The sequence below is a fragment of the Mesorhizobium sp. B3-1-7 genome (genome assembly GCF_006439385.1).
Lineage (GTDB): Bacteria > Pseudomonadota > Alphaproteobacteria > Rhizobiales > Rhizobiaceae > Mesorhizobium.
This window is the reverse complement of record NZ_VFTL01000005.1, coordinates 44,681-62,982: the sequence shown is the minus strand read 5'-3', so window position 1 is coordinate 62,982 and position 18,302 is coordinate 44,681. Positions and strand designations below refer to the sequence as shown.

The 18,302-nt window shown below is 62.7% G+C and carries 25 protein-coding genes; 7 read left to right on the top strand and 18 right to left on the bottom strand.

Annotated elements, in window-relative coordinates; all coding sequences use genetic code 11:
• Positions 1–6: 6 nt before the first annotated feature.
• Entirely contained in the window at positions 7–1,530 is a 1,524-nt protein-coding gene (locus tag FJ417_RS05625) for a HAMP domain-containing sensor histidine kinase (RefSeq protein ID WP_140782786.1), read from the bottom strand.
• A gap of 76 nt (positions 1,531–1,606) precedes the next feature.
• Between FJ417_RS05625 and FJ417_RS05620 the strand changes: the two genes are divergently transcribed.
• The 4 genes from FJ417_RS05620 (at position 1,607) to FJ417_RS05605 (ending at position 4,131) form a co-directional block, all read left to right on the top strand.
• Positions 1,607–2,230, top strand: a complete 624-nt coding sequence (locus FJ417_RS05620) for a thermonuclease family protein (protein ID WP_140782785.1) — start codon at positions 1,607–1,609, stop codon at positions 2,228–2,230.
• Between the two features lie 44 nt (positions 2,231–2,274).
• The gene (locus FJ417_RS05615; RefSeq protein ID WP_140782784.1) at positions 2,275–2,886 is read left to right on the top strand and encodes a glutathione S-transferase; all 612 of its coding nucleotides are present in this window, start codon (positions 2,275–2,277) and stop codon (positions 2,884–2,886) included.
• 10 nt (positions 2,887–2,896) lie between these two features.
• Positions 2,897–3,532, top strand: a complete 636-nt coding sequence (locus FJ417_RS05610; RefSeq protein ID WP_246687399.1) for a uracil-DNA glycosylase family protein — start codon at positions 2,897–2,899, stop codon at positions 3,530–3,532.
• A gap of 107 nt (positions 3,533–3,639) precedes the next feature.
• Positions 3,640–4,131 carry an Lrp/AsnC family transcriptional regulator gene (locus FJ417_RS05605; protein WP_140642616.1) on the top strand — a complete coding sequence of 164 codons (492 nt, stop codon included), beginning with the start codon at positions 3,640–3,642 and terminating at the stop codon, positions 4,129–4,131.
• 45 nt (positions 4,132–4,176) lie between these two features.
• Here FJ417_RS05605 and FJ417_RS05600 read toward each other — a convergent pair whose 3' ends face one another.
• From FJ417_RS05600 to moaA, 13 genes are all read right to left on the bottom strand, one after another.
• The gene (locus FJ417_RS05600; protein WP_140782783.1) at positions 4,177–4,749 is read right to left on the bottom strand and encodes a DUF3299 domain-containing protein; all 573 of its coding nucleotides are present in this window, start codon (positions 4,747–4,749) and stop codon (positions 4,177–4,179) included.
• 64 nt (positions 4,750–4,813) lie between these two features.
• Positions 4,814–5,392 (bottom strand): GNAT family N-acetyltransferase, encoded by a 579-nt coding sequence (locus FJ417_RS05595; protein ID WP_140782782.1) that lies wholly within the window; start codon positions 5,390–5,392, stop codon positions 4,814–4,816.
• Positions 5,352–6,056 (bottom strand): DNA alkylation repair protein, encoded by a 705-nt coding sequence (locus tag FJ417_RS05590; protein WP_140782781.1) that lies wholly within the window; start codon positions 6,054–6,056, stop codon positions 5,352–5,354. Before FJ417_RS05590 ends, FJ417_RS05595 begins: the two co-directional genes overlap by 41 nt.
• A gap of 8 nt (positions 6,057–6,064) precedes the next feature.
• The gene (locus FJ417_RS05585; RefSeq protein ID WP_140782780.1) at positions 6,065–6,934 is read right to left on the bottom strand and encodes an NAD(P)-dependent oxidoreductase; all 870 of its coding nucleotides are present in this window, start codon (positions 6,932–6,934) and stop codon (positions 6,065–6,067) included.
• A gap of 109 nt (positions 6,935–7,043) precedes the next feature.
• A complete protein-coding gene (locus FJ417_RS05580) occupies positions 7,044–7,868 on the bottom strand; it encodes an ABC transporter permease (protein ID WP_140782779.1) in 825 nt (274 codons plus the stop codon).
• Complete coding sequence (locus FJ417_RS05575) at positions 7,865–8,581, bottom strand: ABC transporter permease (RefSeq protein ID WP_140642603.1); 717 nt, start codon at positions 8,579–8,581, stop codon at positions 7,865–7,867. Before FJ417_RS05575 ends, FJ417_RS05580 begins: the two co-directional genes overlap by 4 nt.
• Positions 8,582–8,659: 78 nt before the next feature.
• Positions 8,660–9,445 (bottom strand): ABC transporter substrate-binding protein, encoded by a 786-nt coding sequence (locus FJ417_RS05570; RefSeq protein ID WP_140657866.1) that lies wholly within the window; start codon positions 9,443–9,445, stop codon positions 8,660–8,662.
• Between the two features lie 151 nt (positions 9,446–9,596).
• On the bottom strand, positions 9,597–10,112 hold the full coding sequence (gene mobB, locus FJ417_RS05565; protein WP_140782778.1) for a molybdopterin-guanine dinucleotide biosynthesis protein B: 516 nt from the start codon (positions 10,110–10,112) through the stop codon (positions 9,597–9,599).
• Positions 10,109–10,741 carry a molybdenum cofactor guanylyltransferase MobA gene (mobA, locus tag FJ417_RS05560; protein WP_140782777.1) on the bottom strand — a complete coding sequence of 211 codons (633 nt, stop codon included), beginning with the start codon at positions 10,739–10,741 and terminating at the stop codon, positions 10,109–10,111. The genes mobB and mobA overlap by 4 nt, the downstream gene beginning before the upstream one ends.
• 4 nt (positions 10,742–10,745) lie before the next feature.
• The gene (locus FJ417_RS05555; protein ID WP_140782776.1) at positions 10,746–11,666 is read right to left on the bottom strand and encodes a DMT family transporter; all 921 of its coding nucleotides are present in this window, start codon (positions 11,664–11,666) and stop codon (positions 10,746–10,748) included.
• Positions 11,667–11,790: 124 nt separating this feature from the next.
• A complete protein-coding gene (locus FJ417_RS05550) occupies positions 11,791–12,147 on the bottom strand; it encodes a hypothetical protein (protein WP_140782775.1) in 357 nt (118 codons plus the stop codon).
• Positions 12,148–12,260: 113 nt separating this feature from the next.
• On the bottom strand, positions 12,261–12,755 hold the full coding sequence (locus tag FJ417_RS05545) for a hypothetical protein (RefSeq protein ID WP_140782774.1): 495 nt from the start codon (positions 12,753–12,755) through the stop codon (positions 12,261–12,263).
• A 55-nt stretch (positions 12,756–12,810) separates the two neighbouring features.
• Positions 12,811–13,806, bottom strand: coding sequence for a GTP 3',8-cyclase MoaA (gene moaA / locus FJ417_RS05540; protein ID WP_140672919.1), 996 nt, complete (start codon positions 13,804–13,806; stop codon positions 12,811–12,813).
• A gap of 196 nt (positions 13,807–14,002) precedes the next feature.
• Here moaA and FJ417_RS05535 point away from each other — a divergent pair, with 196 nt between their 5' ends.
• On the top strand, positions 14,003–14,356 hold the full coding sequence (locus FJ417_RS05535) for a DUF971 domain-containing protein (RefSeq protein WP_140782773.1): 354 nt from the start codon (positions 14,003–14,005) through the stop codon (positions 14,354–14,356).
• On the opposite strand, the gene FJ417_RS05530 is transcribed toward FJ417_RS05535, so the two are convergent.
• Positions 14,353–14,808, bottom strand: coding sequence for a nuclear transport factor 2 family protein (locus tag FJ417_RS05530; RefSeq protein WP_140782772.1), 456 nt, complete (start codon positions 14,806–14,808; stop codon positions 14,353–14,355). The two genes, FJ417_RS05535 and FJ417_RS05530, sit on opposite strands and share 4 nt — an antisense overlap.
• Positions 14,809–14,955: 147 nt before the next feature.
• Here FJ417_RS05530 and FJ417_RS05525 point away from each other — a divergent pair, with 147 nt between their 5' ends.
• Positions 14,956–15,567, top strand: coding sequence for a pyridoxamine 5'-phosphate oxidase family protein (locus FJ417_RS05525; RefSeq protein ID WP_140782771.1), 612 nt, complete (start codon positions 14,956–14,958; stop codon positions 15,565–15,567).
• 12 nt (positions 15,568–15,579) lie between these two features.
• Here the strand turns inward: FJ417_RS05525 and FJ417_RS05520 are convergent, their stop codons facing one another.
• A complete protein-coding gene (locus FJ417_RS05520; protein ID WP_027169363.1) occupies positions 15,580–16,032 on the bottom strand; it encodes a MarR family transcriptional regulator in 453 nt (150 codons plus the stop codon).
• A gap of 47 nt (positions 16,033–16,079) precedes the next feature.
• On the opposite strand from FJ417_RS05520, the gene FJ417_RS05515 reads away from it, so the two are divergent.
• Positions 16,080–16,988 (top strand): alpha/beta hydrolase, encoded by a 909-nt coding sequence (locus FJ417_RS05515; protein ID WP_140672923.1) that lies wholly within the window; start codon positions 16,080–16,082, stop codon positions 16,986–16,988.
• 100 nt (positions 16,989–17,088) lie between these two features.
• Here FJ417_RS05515 and plsY read toward each other — a convergent pair whose 3' ends face one another.
• Both plsY and FJ417_RS05505 read right to left on the bottom strand, forming a co-directional pair.
• Positions 17,089–17,778 carry a glycerol-3-phosphate 1-O-acyltransferase PlsY gene (gene plsY / locus FJ417_RS05510; RefSeq protein WP_140782770.1) on the bottom strand — a complete coding sequence of 230 codons (690 nt, stop codon included), beginning with the start codon at positions 17,776–17,778 and terminating at the stop codon, positions 17,089–17,091.
• A 37-nt stretch (positions 17,779–17,815) separates the two neighbouring features.
• Positions 17,816–18,217 (bottom strand): rhodanese-like domain-containing protein, encoded by a 402-nt coding sequence (locus FJ417_RS05505; protein ID WP_140642578.1) that lies wholly within the window; start codon positions 18,215–18,217, stop codon positions 17,816–17,818.
• Positions 18,218–18,302: the final 85 nt, after the last annotated feature.

The following is an 18,302-nucleotide window of genomic DNA, read 5'->3' as shown; positions in this document are numbered from 1 at the left end:
ATTGCCTCAGCGGCGCCCCCGCGCCGCAACGGTCTTGGTCGGCAAAGCCGGCAATTCTTCCATCACCCGGCTCAACGGGAAAATGGCGATCGCCTCGGTGCCCTCACGCAGCTTGGAATGCAGCTCGAACTCGCCGCCATGCATGGCGAGCAGGCCCTGCACGATCGGCAGGCCGAGGCCGGTTCCCTGTTCGGCGCTCTTGATGGCGATGGAGCCCTGGCCGAAAGCGGAAAGCACCACCGGGATTTCCTCCTCTGGTATGCCCGGTCCGTTGTCCTTGACCGAGATGTACTGACCGCCGCCGGCGGTCCAGCCGACGCGTACGCGCACTTCGCCGCCGGACGGAGTGAACTTGATCGAATTGGACAGGAGGTTGAGCGTGATCTGCCTGACTGCGCGCTCATCGGCGAAGAGCCGCGGCAAGGTCTCCTCGAATTCCTGGATGACGCGGATGTCCTTGTTGCGGGCACGCAGCTCCATCATGTGGCAGCAATCCTCGACTATGGTCACCAGCACGACCGGCTCCTCGTTGAGCTGGTAGCGGCCGGCCTCGATGCGCGACAAATCGAGGATCTCGTTGATCAGGTCGAGCAGGTGCTGTCCGGACTCGTGCACGTCATGGGCATAGTCGCGGTAGGTCGGATTGTTCATCGGCCCCAGCACTTCATTGGCCATCACTTCGGAGAAGCCAAGGATGGCGTTGAGCGGCGTCCTGAGTTCGTGGCTCATGGAAGCGAGAAAACGCGATTTCGCCAGATTGGCGTCCTCGGCGCGCCGCCTTGCCTCGTCCGACATCGATTTGGCCGTCTCCACCTCGGCGATCAGCGCGTCCTTCTCCGAGCGGAAGGAGAGCAGCATCAACGAAGCCCGGTTGAGATGACGCGCGACGTAGCCGAAGAAGGGAAGCGCGGCGATAAGCAACGCCGCCATCGTGGCTTCGATCGGCGTCCACAGGCGCAGGATGGTGTAGACGTAAACGGCAACGGGAATTGTAAAGGTGGCCAACAGCGCACCGCCAAGCGAGGAGGCCATCACGGCGGTCGTCGCCATGGCGACCAGCAGCACCATGGCCTTGGCGACATGGAACTGGTCGATCTGGCAGGTGTCGCAGCCGATCCAGGCGAACCACGCCCAGCCAAGGCCGCACAGGAAGTGGCCGATCAAGAAGTCGCGGTGCGTCTGCGCCGGGTCGAGTTCGGCTGCGTCGGTTCGCTCCACGCGACGCGCCATGAAAGCGACGATCGCGTAGCAAAGCAGCATCGACAAGGCCCAGATGGTGACTTGGCTGTCCATTCCCGCCAGCCGACCAACGGCCGCCACGGCGAGCACGAGCAGCGGGATCGCGACCGCGCCGACCACCATGGCGCGCGCATGCAGTTTCAGCAGTTCACGATCGAAGTCGAGGCTGCCAGCCTGCTGCGAGAGGCGGTCGCGCGTCTTGCGCACCGCGCGCGCCACATCGCTGTTGCGGTGCGGTTTACGGCGGTCCACAATAAATTTATCCGCTGTGTTCGAGCGTTGCAAAGGCATACAGACTTCAATTTCTGCGCGCAGCGACTGTCAGTTCGTTAAGCTACGTTCGAATGATTAAGAGACTGTTTGCCATATGAGCCGTTTCGGGCCGCGAGGACCGCGCCGACGCTACGCGGCAAGTTCGCCGCGAAGCCTCTGGCGCAAGCTGTTGGACTATGGGCTGGCCTTCCTGTTGCTCGGATTGCTTATCCTGGTGGCGGCGCGCCTCGACCGCTTCGAAACACGCAAGGAGCAAGGCACGGCGATCGTCAATGACGGCGATTCGATCACGCTCGGGACCGAGCGCATTCGCATGCGCGGCATCGACGCTCCGGAATATCAGCAGACCTGCCAGAAGGCCGGCGCCGACTATCCCTGCGGCAAGCTGGCGCGGCAGGCGCTGGTACGCCTTATCGCCGGCAGGCCTGTTTCCTGCAGCGGCTGGCAGCGCGACCGCTACGGCCGCCTGCTCGGCGATTGCAGGGCAGGAGACGCCGACCTGAACCGGGCCCAGGTGCAGGCCGGATGGGCGGTTGCCTTCGGCGACTTCGAGACCGAGGAAGTGGTGGCGAGAGCGGCCAAGGCCGGCATCTGGGCAGGCACCTTCGAGGAGCCGCAGCAATGGCGTGACAGCCATCACAATGCGCCGGTCGAGAGAACGCACGGCATGCTGGCCTCGTTCGGCGACGTGCTGCGCGAATTTGTTCGCTTCTGGTGATGGGCGGAGCCGCCTATGATCCGATGGAGAAGCTGGAGGATGGAATGAAGTTGTTCGATGGCGGCCGCGCGCCCAACCCCCGGCGCGTGCGCGTCTTCCTTGCCGAGAAGGGACTGACGGTGCCGCTGGTGCCCGTCGACATGGGCGCGATGGAGCATCGCGGCGAGCAGGTGGCGCAGCGCAATCCGCTGCGGCGCCTGCCTGTGCTCGAGCTCGACGATGGCACCATCATCACCGAATCGATCGCCATTTGCCGCTATTTCGAGGAGTTGCATCCCAAGCCCGCGCTGTTCGGCACGGGCGCGCTCGGCAAGGCCATGGTGGAGATGTGGCAAAGGCGCATGGAACTGAACCTGATGGCCAGTGTCGCCGCCGCGTTCCGGCACATCCATCCTGCGATGAAGGAGTGGGAAGTGCCGCAAATCCCGGAATGGGGCGAGGCCAACAAACCGAAAGCGATCGAATTCCTGCACCTCCTCGACCACGAACTGGCGGAGCGCGAATTCGCCGCCGGCGATAGCTACTCGGTCGCCGACATCACCGGGATGATCGCCATCGATTTCATGAAGCCGGCACGCATCAGGGTGCCGGAGGAGTGTACGAATGTGCTGCGCTGGTATGCAGCGCTTACAAGCCGGCCGAGTGCAGGCGCCTGAGCGACAACAATTGGATAGTCAGCCTGATAGGAGAGAAGCGCTGGAGCGCCTCACCGCCAGGGTGCGGACCTGCCGCATCTGCGTCGAGGAGCCGCTTGGGCGGCCTTTACCGCATGAGCCGCGGCCGGTGCTGCAGCCGTCCTCCACCGCGCGGGTCCTGCTTGCCGGCCAGGCGCCGGGCACAAAAGTGCATTTGTCGGGCGTGCCGTTCACCGACGCCTCCGGAGACCGGCTGAGAAGCTGGCTCGGTGTGAGCAGCGATGAGTTCTACGACACCGAAAAATTCGCCATCGTTCCGATGGGCTTTTGCTTTCCCGGACAGGACGCCAAGGGTGGCGACTTGCCGCCGCGCCGCGAATGCGCGCCAGTCTGGCGCGCTCAATTGATGGCGCTGATGCCGCAGATCGACCTGGTTCTGACCATCGGCGGCTATGCGCAGGCCTGGCATATGGGCACGACACGCCTGCCGTCGCTGACCGAGACAGTCAGGAACTGGCGTGCCATATGGGATGGACCGGCCGTCCCGAAAGTGCTGCCGCTGCCGCATCCATCCTGGCGAAACATCGGCTGGCTGAAGAAGAATCCCTGGTTTGAAATGGATTTGCTGCCCTTCCTGAGGTCGGAAATCCGCTATCGCATCGATTAGGCATCTTGCAAGAAATCACTCGCTTTTGCCGCCATCGGCAGAATTTCTTTCTTGTGAAAGGCTTGGATAAAAGGGATTATAGCCAAACTATTCCCCTGGAGCTTCCCATGGATCGTCTCGACAGAAAAATTCTCCGCCTCCTGCAGGAGGACGCGACGCTCGCGGTCGCCGATGTCGCCAAGAAAGTCGGCCTGTCGACCACGCCGTGCTGGCGGCGCATCCAGAAACTCGAGGAGGAGGGCGTCATCCAGCGGCGCGTTGCCATTCTCGACCATGTGAAGGTCAATGTGCGCGTCACCGTCTTCGTGTCGATCCGCACCAATTCGCACAGCCATGAATGGCTGCGGCGCTTCTCCGAGGTCATCCAGGAATTCCCGGAAGTGGTCGAGTTCTACCGCATGAGCGGCGATGTCGATTACCTGCTGCGCGTGGTGGTTCCGGATATCGCCGCCTATGACGCTTTCTATAAGCGGTTGATTGCCAAGATCGAGATCCGCGACGTCTCCTCGTCCTTCGCCATGGAGCAGATCAAATACACGACCGAGATCCCGCTCGACTACATGGTGCTGGACAAGGAATCGGGCGCGAACGCGGCGTGATCAAAGGGTGCTCGCCGATTCCCGCACTCGAGTGGGGCGGCGAGCTTAGTTCTTCCTTTTGTTGAGGAAATTCCACGGCGAGTTGACCGGCAGCGTGACCGTGTCCGGCACGCTGTCGACGCTTGCCACCTCGGCCCTGCGCACCGTGTAGCCCGACTGGACGATCGAGACGCCGTCGAGGATGAAGAGCTGGCTCTTCTCCATGCCGGGCTTCAGCACACCGGTGACGGCGACCGGCTCGTAGGTCTCTTTCATCTTGTAGGGATGCGCCGGCGTCACCAGCACGATCTGGTTCGGCGGCGGCGTCGGCATGTGGCTGCAGGCGCCCGTCCACGGCACCAGCAGGAACTGGTAGACAAGGTCGCCATCGCGATCGACTGGCAATGCATAGCCGGCTAATTGTATCGTCTTGTCCTGCAGATTGAGCGACAAGGTCTCACCGTGGTCTGGCAGTTTTGCCGCGATCATCGGCAGGTTCGCGTCCTCGGCAACGGCTTGCATGGCTGGGCGCAGATCCTTCCACAGGATATGCGCGACATCGGCCGCGGCATCGGCTCCCGAGGCAGCGAACAGCAGCACGGCCGCCAACATCGCGCACGATCTGAAACGCTTGTTCATGGCCGCTCCATCCTCCGCCAGTCGATTTGCGGAATCGAGTAAAAGCGTCGTGAGCGGTCCAGGCTCAACGGCTCAACCGCATCACATGCCGGCGCGTGCCGGCGGTGCCGATTTCATGGAAGCCCCGCGCGACGAACATGTCGCGAAAACCCATGAAGCGATAGCTGGGCGCCGCCTCGTCGACGGGATAGGCCTCGATGATGCGTGCGCCTTTGCGGAAGGCATGGTCGATCGCCGCATCGAGCAGGGCGGAAGCCAGCCCGCCGCCGCGCAAAGCCCTCGGCACATAGAAGCAGACGATCGACCATATGCCGGTTTCGGTGTCGTCCTGCTGCTTCGAAAGTTTCCGGTAGGTCTCGCGCGGCGCGACCGAGCACCAGCCGACTGGTCCGCCGTCCAACTCGGCGACGATGCCGACCGGGGTGCCGGCATCGATGAGCGCCATCATCATGCGCTTCTTCTCATCGTTCTCACTGTGTTCGCGGCTGGAATGGCGCCAGGCCATGCACCAGCAATATTTCGGCGCGCCCGGCTGCTCGAACAGGTTCTCGAAGCCGGCCCGCGTCTCCGGCGTCACCTCGACGAAGCGAATCCCGGCAAGGTCAGGCTTTTGCGGCTGCGAGCCTTTCGAGCTGTCTGGCATCGGTCAGTTCCTTCACCGCATCCTTGCCGATCCAGCGTGCCGTCTTGTCGGACGATGCCGCCAGTTTTTCTGCGAGCGCAAGGGCAGGGGCGTGCAGGCTCATCGACCGCTTGCCGATCTGCCGCAACGCCCAATTGACCGCCTTGCGGACGAAATTGCGCGGGTCGCCGGCATGTCTCTCGATCAGCGGCAGATAGGCAAGGAAGGTCGCGTCCGGCTCTTTCTTGAGATGCACCGCGCTCCAGGCCAGCATGGCGAAGGCGGTGCGGCGGACGAATTCGCGTTCGTCTTCGGCAAACTCGTCGATCAGTTCGCGCCAGAACGGCGTTTCGGCGAACAGGTCCGCGACGGTGTCGACGATCTCCCAGCTGTCGAAATCCGCCGCCCAGCGCCGGCATTGATCGATGCCGACCTTGTTCGGCTCGCCGGTGAAGGCCGCCATCAGCCGCGCTTCGCGGACACCGCTGTCCCACAGCAGAAGCGATCGCTCGTGGTTCTTCTTCAGTTTGCGCGCCAGCGGCCGCAATTCGGAATTGCCGACGCCGAGCGCGCTCGTGGTGTTGATGCCGAAGCGCGCCATGCCTGCCCGGTTCGCCTCGGTGCCGATCGCGCGCAAATGAGCGACGATGTCGTCGGCGCTCCAGCTCGGATCGGGCAGGGGCATTGCGTCGCCTATTTTTCGAGGCGCGCGAGCAGCGAGGACGTGTCCCAGCGCCTGCCGCCCATGTCCTGCACATCCTTGTAGAACTGGTCGACAAGCGCCGTCACCGGCAGCTTGGCGCCGTTGCGGTTGGCCTCCGCCAGGCAGATGCCGAGATCCTTGCGCATCCAGTCGACGGCGAAGCCGAAATCATATTTGCCGGCATTCATCGTCTTGTGGCGGTTTTCCATCTGCCAGGAGCCGGCCGCGCCTTTGGAGATCACCTCGATCACCTTCTCGATGTCGAGCCCCGCCTTCTTACCGAAATGGATGCCTTCGGCCAGCCCCTGAACGAGGCCGGCAATGGCGATCTGGTTGATCATTTTCGTCAGCTGGCCGGCACCCGCCGATCCCATCAGGCCGACCATGCGAGCGTAGGCGTCGATGACGGGCCTCGCCTTGTCGAAGGCGGCCTCATCGCCGCCGACCATGACGGTCAGCACGCCGTTCTCGGCGCCGGCCTGGCCGCCGGACACCGGCGCGTCGAGGAAGAAGAAGCCCGCCTTGCGCGCGGCTTCGTCAAGCTCACGCGCGACCTCGGCCGAGGCAGTGGTGTTGTCGATGAAGATGGCGCCTTTCTTCATCGCGGCGAAGGCGCCGTTCGCACCTGTGGTGACCGAACGCAGATCATCGTCATTGCCGACGCAGGAGAAGACGAAGTCCTTGCCTTCGGCCGCTTCGGCCGGCGTCAGCGCCAGTTTGCCGCCATGCTGGGCCACCCACTGCTCGGCCTTTGCCTTGGTGCGGTTGTAGACGGTGACGTCATGGCCGCCCTTGTTCCTGAGGTGCCCGGCCATCGGATAGCCCATGACGCCAAGACCGAGAAATGCCACCGATGCCATGAGCTACCTTTCGCAAACGAATTTCAGTTGCGGAAGCTCTATGCCCTGCAGCGGATTCGTCAAGGCGCGGGGAGCCGCATCGACTGGCCCAGGCCCACGCGATTTCGGCCTAGCGGTGCAGGTGGACAGTGATGCGGCGCTCGATCCATTCGACGCCGTGGCGCAGGATCTCGACCATCACCAGATAGACGATCGCCACCCAGATATAGGCTTGGATGTCGAAGGATTTTGCGTAGGCAAGCTTGGCGTTGCCCATCAGGTCGTAGACCGTGATGATGGCGACGATTGCCGAAGCCTTGATCATCAGGATGAGTTCGTTGCCGTAGGGTCTCAGCGCGACGATGATCGCCTGGGGCAGGACGACTTTGCGCAGCGTCTGCAATTTGTGCAGGCCGAGCGAGGCTGCACCTTCCCATTGGCCGCGCGGCACGCTTTCGATGGCGCCACGCAGGATTTCGGCCTGGTAGGCGGCGGTGTTGAGCGAGAAGGCAAAGACACCGCAATAGAAAGCTTCGCGGAAGAACCACCACAGCCCGACCGTCTCAAGCTCCGGCCGGAACGAGCCGACGCCGTAATAGACCAGGTAGGTCTGCACGAGCAGCGGCGTGCCGCGGAAGAAGTAGACATAGCAATAGGCAAGCCCGGACAGGATCCTGTTCTTCGACATGCGGCCGTAGGCGACGGGAAGCGACAGGATTGCGCCAAGGACCATCGAGATGGCGACCAGCGACAGCGTGGTGCCCAAGCCTTGAAGATAGGCTGGCGCGTACCTGGCGAAGAACGCGGCGTTCCATGCGTAGACCAGATAGGCAACGATGCCGACGCCGAACAGAATCCAGATGCCGACCAGCGCGGAGCCAAGGATGCGGGCTCGCGGCCAGCCGCGCGCTTGCGGCGGCGGCTTGTCGATGGCGATAGCCTGGCTGACGCTCATCGCGCCTCCCTCCGTCCGAGGTGGCGCAGGATGTAGCTCGTGGCGATCGACGACAGGACGGCCAGCGCCAGGAAGATCAGCGCCGCAACGCTGTAGAACAGGAAGGAATGCTTGGTGACGCGCGCCGCGACGCCGGATTGGCGCAAGGTTTCGGCCAGATTGACCACCGAGACCAGCGAGGTGTCCTTGAGCAGGCTCAGCCAGCAATTCTCCAGGCCCGGAAAAGCGATGCGTATCAGCTGCGGCAGGACGATGAGCCGCATCGTCTGCCATTTCGACAGGCCAATGGCGTAACCACCCTCATACTGGCCTTTCGGAATGGCACGAAACGCGGAGAGAAAGACCTCGCTGGCGTAGGAGGAGAAGATCAGCGACAGCACGATCATGCCGGCGATGAAGCTGTTGACGTCGATCGTCGCGTCGGGATTGAACAGCCGCACGACATGTTGCAGGAGAAGCGGCATGCCAAAGAAGAACAGGAACAGCGTCACCAGTTCGGGCAGACCGCGAAAGACGGTGGTGTAGATATTGCCGGCCAGGCGCAGCGACGGCTCTTCATGCTGCTTGGCGAAGGCGACGAAAAAGCCGATCACCAGGCCAATCGGCAGTGTGGCAAGCGCCAGCGCAATGGTGACCAGAACGCCAGACGCAATGTCGTCACTCCAGCCATCCGGTCCCCAGCTGAGAAGTGTCCAAATGCTTTGGGCCGGCATTGACGGGTCGTGTCTCCGTGGCGATCCCGGAAGGATTTAAGGGCGGCAAGGGATGCCTCACCGCCCTTGGCTTGTCGATCAGGATTCGGCGCCGTAAACGTCGAACTTGAAGTACTTGTCGTTGATTTCCTTGTACTTTCCGTTCTTGCGGATGGCGTCGATCGCGGCATTCAGCTTGTTGACCAGATCGGTCTCGCCCTTGCGCACGGCGATGCCGGCGCCCGGTCCGAAGATATCGACCGGCTGCGGCGAAGGCTGACCGAGGATCTTGCAGCAGGCGCCGTCCGGCGAATCCAGCCACTGCTGCAACACGACGATGTCGTCCTCGATGGCGTCGAGACGGCCATTGGCGAGGTCGGCCTGTTCCTCGGGGCTGCTCGGATAGCCCTTGATGGTGCTGTCGGTGTAGGTCTTCGAAGCATAGTTGTAATGCGTGGTCGTGGTGGCGACGCCGATGTTCTTGCCGGCGAGGTCTTCCTTGGTCACGCCCTTGAGCGGCGAATCCTTCGGCACGGCGATGGCCGACGGGGTGTTGTAGTATTTGTGGGTGAAGTCGACCTTCTCGGCGCGCTCGGGCGTGATCGACATCGAGGCGACGATGGCGTCGAACTTGCCGGCCTGGAGCGCCGGGATGATGCCGTCCCAATCCTGCGCGACGAAGGTGCACTTCACCTTCATCTCGTCGCAGAGCGCCTTGGCGATATCGATGTCGAAGCCGACCAACTGGCCGTCCGAGGTCAGGTTGTTGAAGGGCGGATACGCGCCTTCGGTGCCGATCCTCAGGGTCTTTTCCTGAGCCTGGGCGACGCCAAGTGTCAGCAGCGCGGCCGAAGCGGCAAGCGCGATACGCAGTGCAATACGCATGATAATCCTCTCATATTGTCATGGCCGCTGTCCCGTGCGGCTCTTGTGGGCGGAGCTTCTTTACCGCCCGCTGAGGCGGATACTCCCACTCTTTCCAAGAAAAAAGCAACTGCAAATCAACGCCAAACGACAATCAGGATGTGCCGCTGCGTTACTTGGTTTGAGCCACGAGACCTGTGCTGCGCTCGACAAAGTCGGCTATCGATTTCGTGTCATTGAGATCGAAAACCGGCAACGTTTCGCCTTCGACTGTAAAGTCGGCGGCAATGGCGACAATGTTGGGATCGTTGGCCGAAAGCGGCGTCCGGTCCTTGGCCTCGAGCCGCCTTGCCTCGATCTTCTTATGCGCTTGGCGCTTATAGCCTTCGACCAGCACGATATCCGAGGGCGCCAGGCGCGCCAGGATGTCGTCCAGCGTCGGTTCGTTCTCTCCGCGCAATTCGTGCATCAGCGCCCAGCGCCGGCCGGAGACGATCGCGACCTCGGTGGCGCCCGCCTGCCGATGGCGGAAGCTGTCGGCGCCCGGCTTGTCGATGTCAAAATCATGGTGGGCGTGCTTCACCGTCGAAACCGTCCAGCCGCGCGCCACCAGTTCGGTGACCAGCTTTTCCGTCAGGGTCGTCTTGCCGGAGTTCTTCCAGCCGGTGATGCCGAATACGCGTCTCATGGCCCGAGGCTTTGCAACAGACGCTCCGCCGCCGCAAGGTCGTCCGGCGTATTGACGTTGAAGAACGGATCGATCTTCAGGTTGCCGGCCTCGATCATGGGGAATTCGACCTCGACATAGCCTTGGCGCTCCATGAAGGCCGAAACCCGCCGGTTGTCCTCGTCGACCATGTAATGACGCAAAGCGTCGCGCAGGCCGAGCGGCCAAAGCGCGAAGGTCGGGTGCCATCTGCCGCCCGAACTGGCGACGGCGATCGCGCCAAGCCGGTCGTGAACTGCCGAGACCAGGCGCTCGACAAGGTCGTCGGGGAAGAACGGCGTGTCGCCGGCGGCGCTCATCAGCCACCGGCAGCTCGTTTGCGTCGTCGCCCATTCGAGGCCGGTGAGAATGCCAGCCAGCGGCCCGGCATGGCCCGGCACCGTATCCTCCAGCACCGGCAGGTCCAGGGCGGCAAACCGCGCCGGATCGCCATTCGCGTTGAGCCCCAGGGTCGCGACCTGCGACTTCAATCGGCGGGCGACATGATCGATCAGCCTGCCATTACCCAGCGAGAGCAACGGCTTGTCGCCGCCGCCCATCCGGCGCGACTGGCCTCCCGCCAGAATGATCCCCGCAACATGTCGGTCCATCGGCCTATATGCCGTCCGGCGCCATGTCGGGTCCAGCGCTTTCGGCGGCAGGTTGCCGCCTGCCGACGATGCGCTCGCGGTAGAGCGCGTAGAGGCCGGAGCCGATGATGATGACTGCGCCGACGATCATGGGCAGGTCTGGGACGTCGCCGAAAATGACGAGGCCGAGCAGGATGGACCAGAGCAAGGCAGTGTAGCGGAAGGGCGCGATGAAGGAGATGTCGCCCGAGCGCATCGCCATGATGATGAACTGATAGCCGATGAGCACCAGCACCGCCGCAAGCGCCAGAAGCGCGGTCGCTCGGCCGCTCATCGGCGTCCAGCCGCCCATTGGCGACAAAAGCAGCGCACCGAGAACCGTCATGGCAAGCGCGGTCGCCGTCGACACCAGCATGGTCGGGATCGCCTCGGGAATGCGCTTGGTGGCGAGATCGCGCACAGCGCAGCAGGCGACGCTGGCCAATGCCACCAGCGAATAGACGCTGAACCCATCGAAGCCCGGCCGCACGATGATCATCACGCCGGCGAAGCCGACCGCAATGGCAAGCCAGCGCCGCCAGCCGACGCCTTCGCCAAAGAACAGCGCCGCGCCCATGGTTACCGCCAACGGCAGCGCCTGCAGCACGGCCGAGACGTTAGCGATCGGCAAATGCGCAAGCGCGATCAGGAACGATACCGTGGCGCCGGCTTCGGCCGCCACGCGCGTCGCCACCATCGGCTGCAGCATGGCCGCTGGGTTGGCAAGCGCGCCGCGCCGCCAGGCGAGCAGGCCGACGAACACGGATGCAAAGGCGCCGCGCACCAGCATGACCTGCGCCATGTTCATCGATTCGGAAGAGAATTTGGTGATCGCGTCGTTCAAGGTGAAGCCGACCATGGCCACGATCATGAACAGCGCGCCGCGCAGATTTGGCGAGAGGGGCAAGGGCGTTTCCGGATTCTATTTTAATTCAGCCGTCTAGCAGGCAGCCGGAAGACAGCAACGGCAAAGAAATGGGCCACGAATTTCTGCGTGGCCCATGAGATCGATTTGCGGAGGCTCCGAAGACTTACTTCGGCGTCAGCACCTCGGTGCCGTTGCCGTTCTGGCCGGCGATGGTCCACAGCCCGTGCAAGGAGCCGTCCTTCTCGATCTTGTAGACGACGAGACCGATTTCCTTGCCCATCGCGTAGCCGGCGGAAAATGCATTGTCGTTGCGCATGCAGATGCCGTTCGAGGTCGAGCCGCCGGTTTCCCAGTGGATCGTGCAGGTCGTGTCGCTGGTCAGCGTGATGGTTGCCTCGCCGCCATATTTCGAGCCGTCGAAATTGGTGCCGGCGACGGTGTAGGTGCCGCCGATCGACTGAGCCGCGGCCGATACGGAAGCAACCCCAAGCATTGCAAGTGAAAGCATGAATGTGCGCATGTGCACCCCCCCCTAGAGCGAAAATCGCGCGGGAAGGCTAGGCTGGAAAAGGCCGGCGGTAAATCGGCGGGAAGGTCGTGCGGGCGCTTTATTTTCAGGGCAGCCGGCTGGCTTCAAGGGCCGCGGAGGCTCTTGGCGATGGCGCCGACCAGCGGGTCGTATTTTGCCTTGAGCGCGGCGGGATATTCGATCCAGACGGTGCGGATGATGTCGTCCTTCCCGAACAGGCGTCGTTCGTAGAAGATGTTGCCATCCTTGGTACCGGAAAGCGCCGCCCAATTCTTGCCGGTCTTGCTGTAGGTGACCTTGTAGCCTGGTTCGGTGCTGGCTTTCTGCTCATCGACGAAACCCTTCGGGGTGTCGTTGTCGACATTGTAGATGCCGGAACAGGTCAGGCTGGCGCCATCGGCGCTAAGCCATTGCTGCCCGTCGCCATTTTCCGGCTCGGGCATCGGTTTGTCGAAGATGTCGTCGGGAAAAGTGCAGGACTGGCCGAACCGCGCATTCACATAGGTGAAGGGCTTGGCGGTTGCCGCCGTCGTCATGATTGCCGACAGGGACAAGATAACCGCCAATGATGACCAGCCGATACGATGCAGATGTTGCATGATCCCCCCTTTGGTCGATGATCGGGAGCGATCATGCATCAAGCCGGAGAAAAAATCAGCCGCCGGTGACGCTCATATGCCGCGATACCGAAGGACGGCTGGTGCGGCGGTCGATGATGAAATCATGGCCCTTGGGCTTGCGGCCGATGGCTTCGTCGATTGCCGCGTCGAGCAGCTCGTTGCCTTCGGAGGCGCGCAGCGGCGCCCGGAGATCGGCCGCGTCTTCCTGGCCGAGGCACATATAGAGCGTGCCGGTGCAGGTCAGGCGCACGCGGTTGCAGCTTTCGCAGAAATTATGCGTCATCGGCGTGATGAAGCCGAGCCGGCCTCCGGTCTCCGTGACATGGACATAGCGGGCGGGACCGCCGGTCTTGTAGGGGATGTCGGCGAGCGTGAACTGGCGCTCCAGCGAGGCGCGCAGCAGCGACAGCGGCAGATACTGGTCGGTGCGGTCGGCCTCGATCTCGCCCATCGGCATCGTCTCGATGAGAGTGAGATCCATGCCGCGGCCATGCGCCCAGCGCATCAGCTCGGGAATCTCGGCGTCGTTGAAGTCGCGTAGCGCAACCGCATTGAGCTTGATCTTCAGCCCGGCCTTCTGCGCGGCATCGATGCCTTCCATGACCTTGCCGAGATTGCCCCAGCGCGTGATCTGGTGGAATTTGCCGGCATCGAGCGTGTCGAGCGAGACGTTGATGCGCTTGACGCCGCAGTCGGCGAGCTCGGCGGCGAAGCGCGAAAGCTGCGAGCCGTTGGTGGTCAGCGTCAGCTCTTCCAGAGCGCCGCTTTCCAGATGCCGCGACAGCTGGCGCACCAGATGCATGATGTTCTTGCGCACCAGCGGCTCGCCGCCGGTCAGCCGCAGCTTCTTCACGCCTTTCTCGATGAAAACGGTGCAGAGCCGGTCGAGCTCTTCCAGCGACAGCAGATCCTTCTTCGGCAGGAAGGTCATGTCCTCGGCCATGCAATAGGTGCAGCGGAAATCGCAGCGGTCGGTAACCGACACGCGCAGGTAGCTGATCGTGCGACCGAAGGGGTCGATCATGTCCATTTGCAAGCGTTTCCCATGGCCTGAGCGGCTTCGTTATATACAGCTATGTGATACGATCCAATGCCGCATTCAAGATAGAAGGTCTCGATCTTTGGTAACATTCCCCGACCGACATCGCGTGTCGGCTGCTTCCTAATGATCCTTTTCGGATCGAGCGAAGCGGCGTAGGGAAGGGCGCAACCCAGACAGGACAGCCATGACCGCGCCAAAGGAACTCAGGGTCTCGAAGGACCGCAAGCTCTTGACCGTGACCTTCCCCGGCCACCAACCGTTCGAATTGCCGGCGGAATTCCTGCGCGTGGCCTCGCCGTCGGCGGAGGTGCAGGGCCATTCGCCGGAGCAGCGCGTCACCGTGCCCGGCAAGCGCAATGTCGCGATCCTCAAGATCGAGCCGGTTGGCAACTATGCGGTGCGCATTACCTTCGACGATTTCCACGACACAGGCATCTTCACCTGGAACTATCTGCACACGCTCGGCCACGAAAAGGACGAGCGCTGGAATGCCTATCTCGCGGAACTCCAGGAGAAGGGGCTGAGCCGCGACCGCTAGGCCATCCTGTCCGCGTCTTTCGGCTTGGCCAGGGCTGCCAGGATCTCGCTGGTGTCGTAGTAGAAGGGTGTGCCTTCAATCAGCCGACCATTCCTGAAGCGCAGGACTTCGGCAAACGGCTGCTTTATCGTCACGCCGTTGGCTCGCGCCGTCAGCGAAAGCGTGCAGCTCATAAAGACGACGTCATCTTTTTGCGCCGCCTGAAGGTTCTCCACCGCAACACCGCTCCAGCTTTCGTGCATCGTCTGGAAAAGAGTGGCGATGCCTTCAAGGCCGTTCCAGTCGCCGGCATAGGGCAGTGAGCGCGGTTCATGCACGACGACATCCCTGTGGAAGGCGCTGGTCAGCATCTCGATGTTGCCCGACTCCGATTGCAGGAATCGCATTTCAACGTCGAACATGTTTTCGAGAAGTTCCATGGCGGTGCTTTGCCGCTCAACTGCTTTGTCCATGTCGATCTCCGTGTCCGTTTTGTACGGTGAACAGGGTTTGCGCCGGAAATCATTGTGTCGACACCCGTTTCCTGATTGTCAGGTTTGGCACGTCGCGAGGACGTCATAGAGTTGGGGTAACGCCGGCAAAGGTTCGGAGGCGGGAAAATGTCTGAGATTACCACGGTCGAACAGCTCGAAGCGCTCTATGGGCTGCCCGGCGAAGCTTCGACGGTCAAGGAACTCGACCATGTGATACCCGAATATGCCGCCTTCATCGAGGCATCGCCCTTCGTGGCGCTGGCGACCAGCGGGCCGGAAGGGCTGGACTGCTCGCCACGCGGCGATCTCGGGGGCTTCGTACGCATCGTCGACGACAAGACGCTGATGATGCCGGACAGGCGCGGCAACAACCGCGCCGATTCGCTGAAGAACATCATTCGCGATCCGCGCGTCGGGCTGCTCTTTCTGGTGCCGGGCTCGGGCACCACGCTGCGCGTCAACGGCCGCGCTCATATCACAACCGATGCCGGGCTTTGCGCGTCCTTCATGGTCGACGGCAAGCCGGCTCGCTCGGTCACCGTCATCGATGTCGACACGGTCTATTTCCAATGCGCCCGCGCCATCGTGCGCTCCGAACTTTGGAACCCGGCCAGGCATGTCGACCCGAAGTCGCTGCCAACGCCCGGCCAGATCCTCGAGGTCACAAGCCGCAAGAACATCGATGCCGAGGCCTATGACAAGGAATGGCCGGAGCGGGCGAAGAAAACCATGTGGTAATCGGAAGCCGGCTCAGGCTTCCTTCAGCACGTCGGCGATCTTGCGCATCTGCTCGCCGATCATATCGCACTGCTCCGGCGTCGATTGGCTCATCGCCTTCTCGATCAGCGCCATGTGAACCTTCAGCGCCTTCATCAGCAGGGCTTCGCCCGCCTCGGTGAGGTTCAGCCTCAGCACCCGCTTGTCCTTCTCGTCGCCTTCGCGCCGCAGCAGGCCGCGGGCTTCCAGCTGCGGCAACAGCATGGTGATGTTGGAGCGGCCGACGAGCAACTTGCGGGCAAGGTCGTGCTGCGACATGCCGGGGTGGCGATAGAGGTTCATCAGCACGTCGAGCTGCGCCGGCTTGAGGTCGAGCGGGGCGAGCTTCACCGCCAGCGTGCGCTCCAGCACATGGCAGGCGCGCGCCACCGCAACCCAGTTGCGAAAGCGAGGATTGTCCCAGGGCAGCTCTTGTTTAATGTTCATGTTTGAACTATTATGTTCATGCTTGAACGAATGGATGGATCGCCAATATGGCATCATTTGGATTGAAGGTCATCCGCGGCGTCTTTGGCGCGGCCGAGCATGTCATGCCGCGTCTCGGCGGCCGCGCCGCATTCGAATTGTTTTGCCGCACACCCAATGTCAAATCCTTGAGCGACGGTGAGCGTCGCGCTGTCGAACGCGCCTCGGATTTCATGGCCGAGGCGCGCCACCACCGGCTGAAGACCAGAACGGACTGCGTGGCGGTGCATGAATTCCGCCCGGAGCCGGGCAGGGAGCCGCGCGGAACGGTGCTCGTAATCCATGGCTGGCGTTCGCGCACCGAATATATGCGCGCCCTGATCGAAGGGTTTTGCGGCGCCGGCTACAAGGTCGTCTCGCTCGACCTGCCAGGGCATGGCCATTCGCTCGGCCGCCATCTCAACATGGTGACAGCCGTGGACGCGGCGCGGGTCGCCGGCGAATGGTTCGGCCCCTTTGCCGCCGTCGTCGGCCATTCCTTCGGCGGCGCGATTGCCGCCAATGCCGTTGCCGCATCGGTCAAGGACATGCCGCCGCTTGCGGCGCAAAAGCTGGTGCTGATTGCCGCGCCGAGCTCGCTGCCGGCAATCTTCGACGACTTCAGCGATATGATGAATGTCGGGCCGCGCTCCCGCGTCGCCATGGCGGATCGGGTAAAGCATCTGTCGGGCCGGCCACTCAGCGAGTTCACCGGCGACCGCCAGCTCGTGGAGGCGTCGGTGCCGACATTGATCATCCACGCTTCGGACGATCGTGAAGTCCATGCCGAGCATGCGAAGCGTTACGCGGGCGCCGGCGAGCATGTCCACCTGCATTGGGCCGACGGGCTTGGCCACCGCCGTATCCTCGCGGACAAGGATGTGGTCGCGCGCGCAGTGGGTTTTGTGACCGGGCAGCGGGAAGCGACCCTGCACTAAAGCGCGTCGCGCTGAAACGGATTCAGGCGACGCGCTTTAGGTCTTTGTTTTGATGCATGTCGTTGTCCCAGAACCGCTGCACACTTCTGGGCGACATCCACTAGGGGATTTGCGGGCCTGCGTTCGGTCCCGGGCCGCCGCCGCCAAGGCGTGGCTCCGTTCCCGCCAGCAGCCGCTGAATGTTGGCGCGGTGGCGCAGGATCACGTAGAGGCTGCCCGCGATCACCAGCAACCGATAAGGCAATGGTTGCTCCAAGCCGCAGACAAGCGCGACCGACGTCAGCGCCGCCAGCATCGAGCTCAGGGAAACGATCCGGAAAAGAGCGAGGGTGACCGCAAATGCCGTGACGGCACCCAATCCTACAGGCCACGACATCGCCAGCAGCACGCCAAGTCCCGTCGCGGCGGATTTTCCGCCCGCGAAATTCAGCCAGATCGACCGGCCGTGCCCCAGCAGCACGGCAAGTCCGGCCAGGCAAACGAGCCAGGGAGCCAAGGTCTGCAGTTCTAGCGCCGTCGGTGGCGTGGCGGACGATATCGCGTAGTACCAGGGATAAAACCAGCGAACAAAGACGATCGCCGCCACGCCTTTCAGCACATCGACAAGCAGAACCGCCAATGCCGGCCATTTGCCCAAGGTTCTGAGCACGTTGGTCGCGCCGGTGGATCTGGAGCCGTGCTCGCGTATATCGATGCCCTTGAGAAGTTTGCCGGCCAGGTAGCCGGTGGGCGTGGAACCGAGGAGATAGGCGACCGCCAATCCAACCGCGCTTGCTATCCAGAAAACCATTGGGTCGATTGATCCCAGACGTTGCGGAAAACTGTGATCAGTCGGCTTTTTTCTTCTGGCCGGGCTCGATCGGCAGGCCGGCCGCTTTCCAGGCGGTGTAGCCGCCGAGGATGTGCTTGACCGGTGTCAGGCCCATGTCCTGCGCCGTCTTGGTGGCCAAAGCCGAGCGCCAGCCGCCGGCGCAGAAGAAGACGAAGGTCTTTCCGCTGGCGAAGAACGGCTTGTGATAGGGGCTTTCGGGATCGATCCAGAATTCCAGCATGCCGCGCGTCACGTGCTTGGCGCCGGGGATCTTGCCATCGCGCTCGACCTCGCGCGGATCGCGCAGATCGACGAAGATGGTGTCTTCGTCCTCCAGCAATCCGGCCGCTTCCTCGGGCGACACAACCTCGATCTCGGCATTCGCCTCGTCGAGCAGCTGGCGATAACCTTTCTTCACGGCAAATCCTCCCCGGATTTCCAGCATAACGGCCGGAGCTTATCACGTCCGGGCCAGTTTCCGCCGATGTCTGGCGCAACGCCGC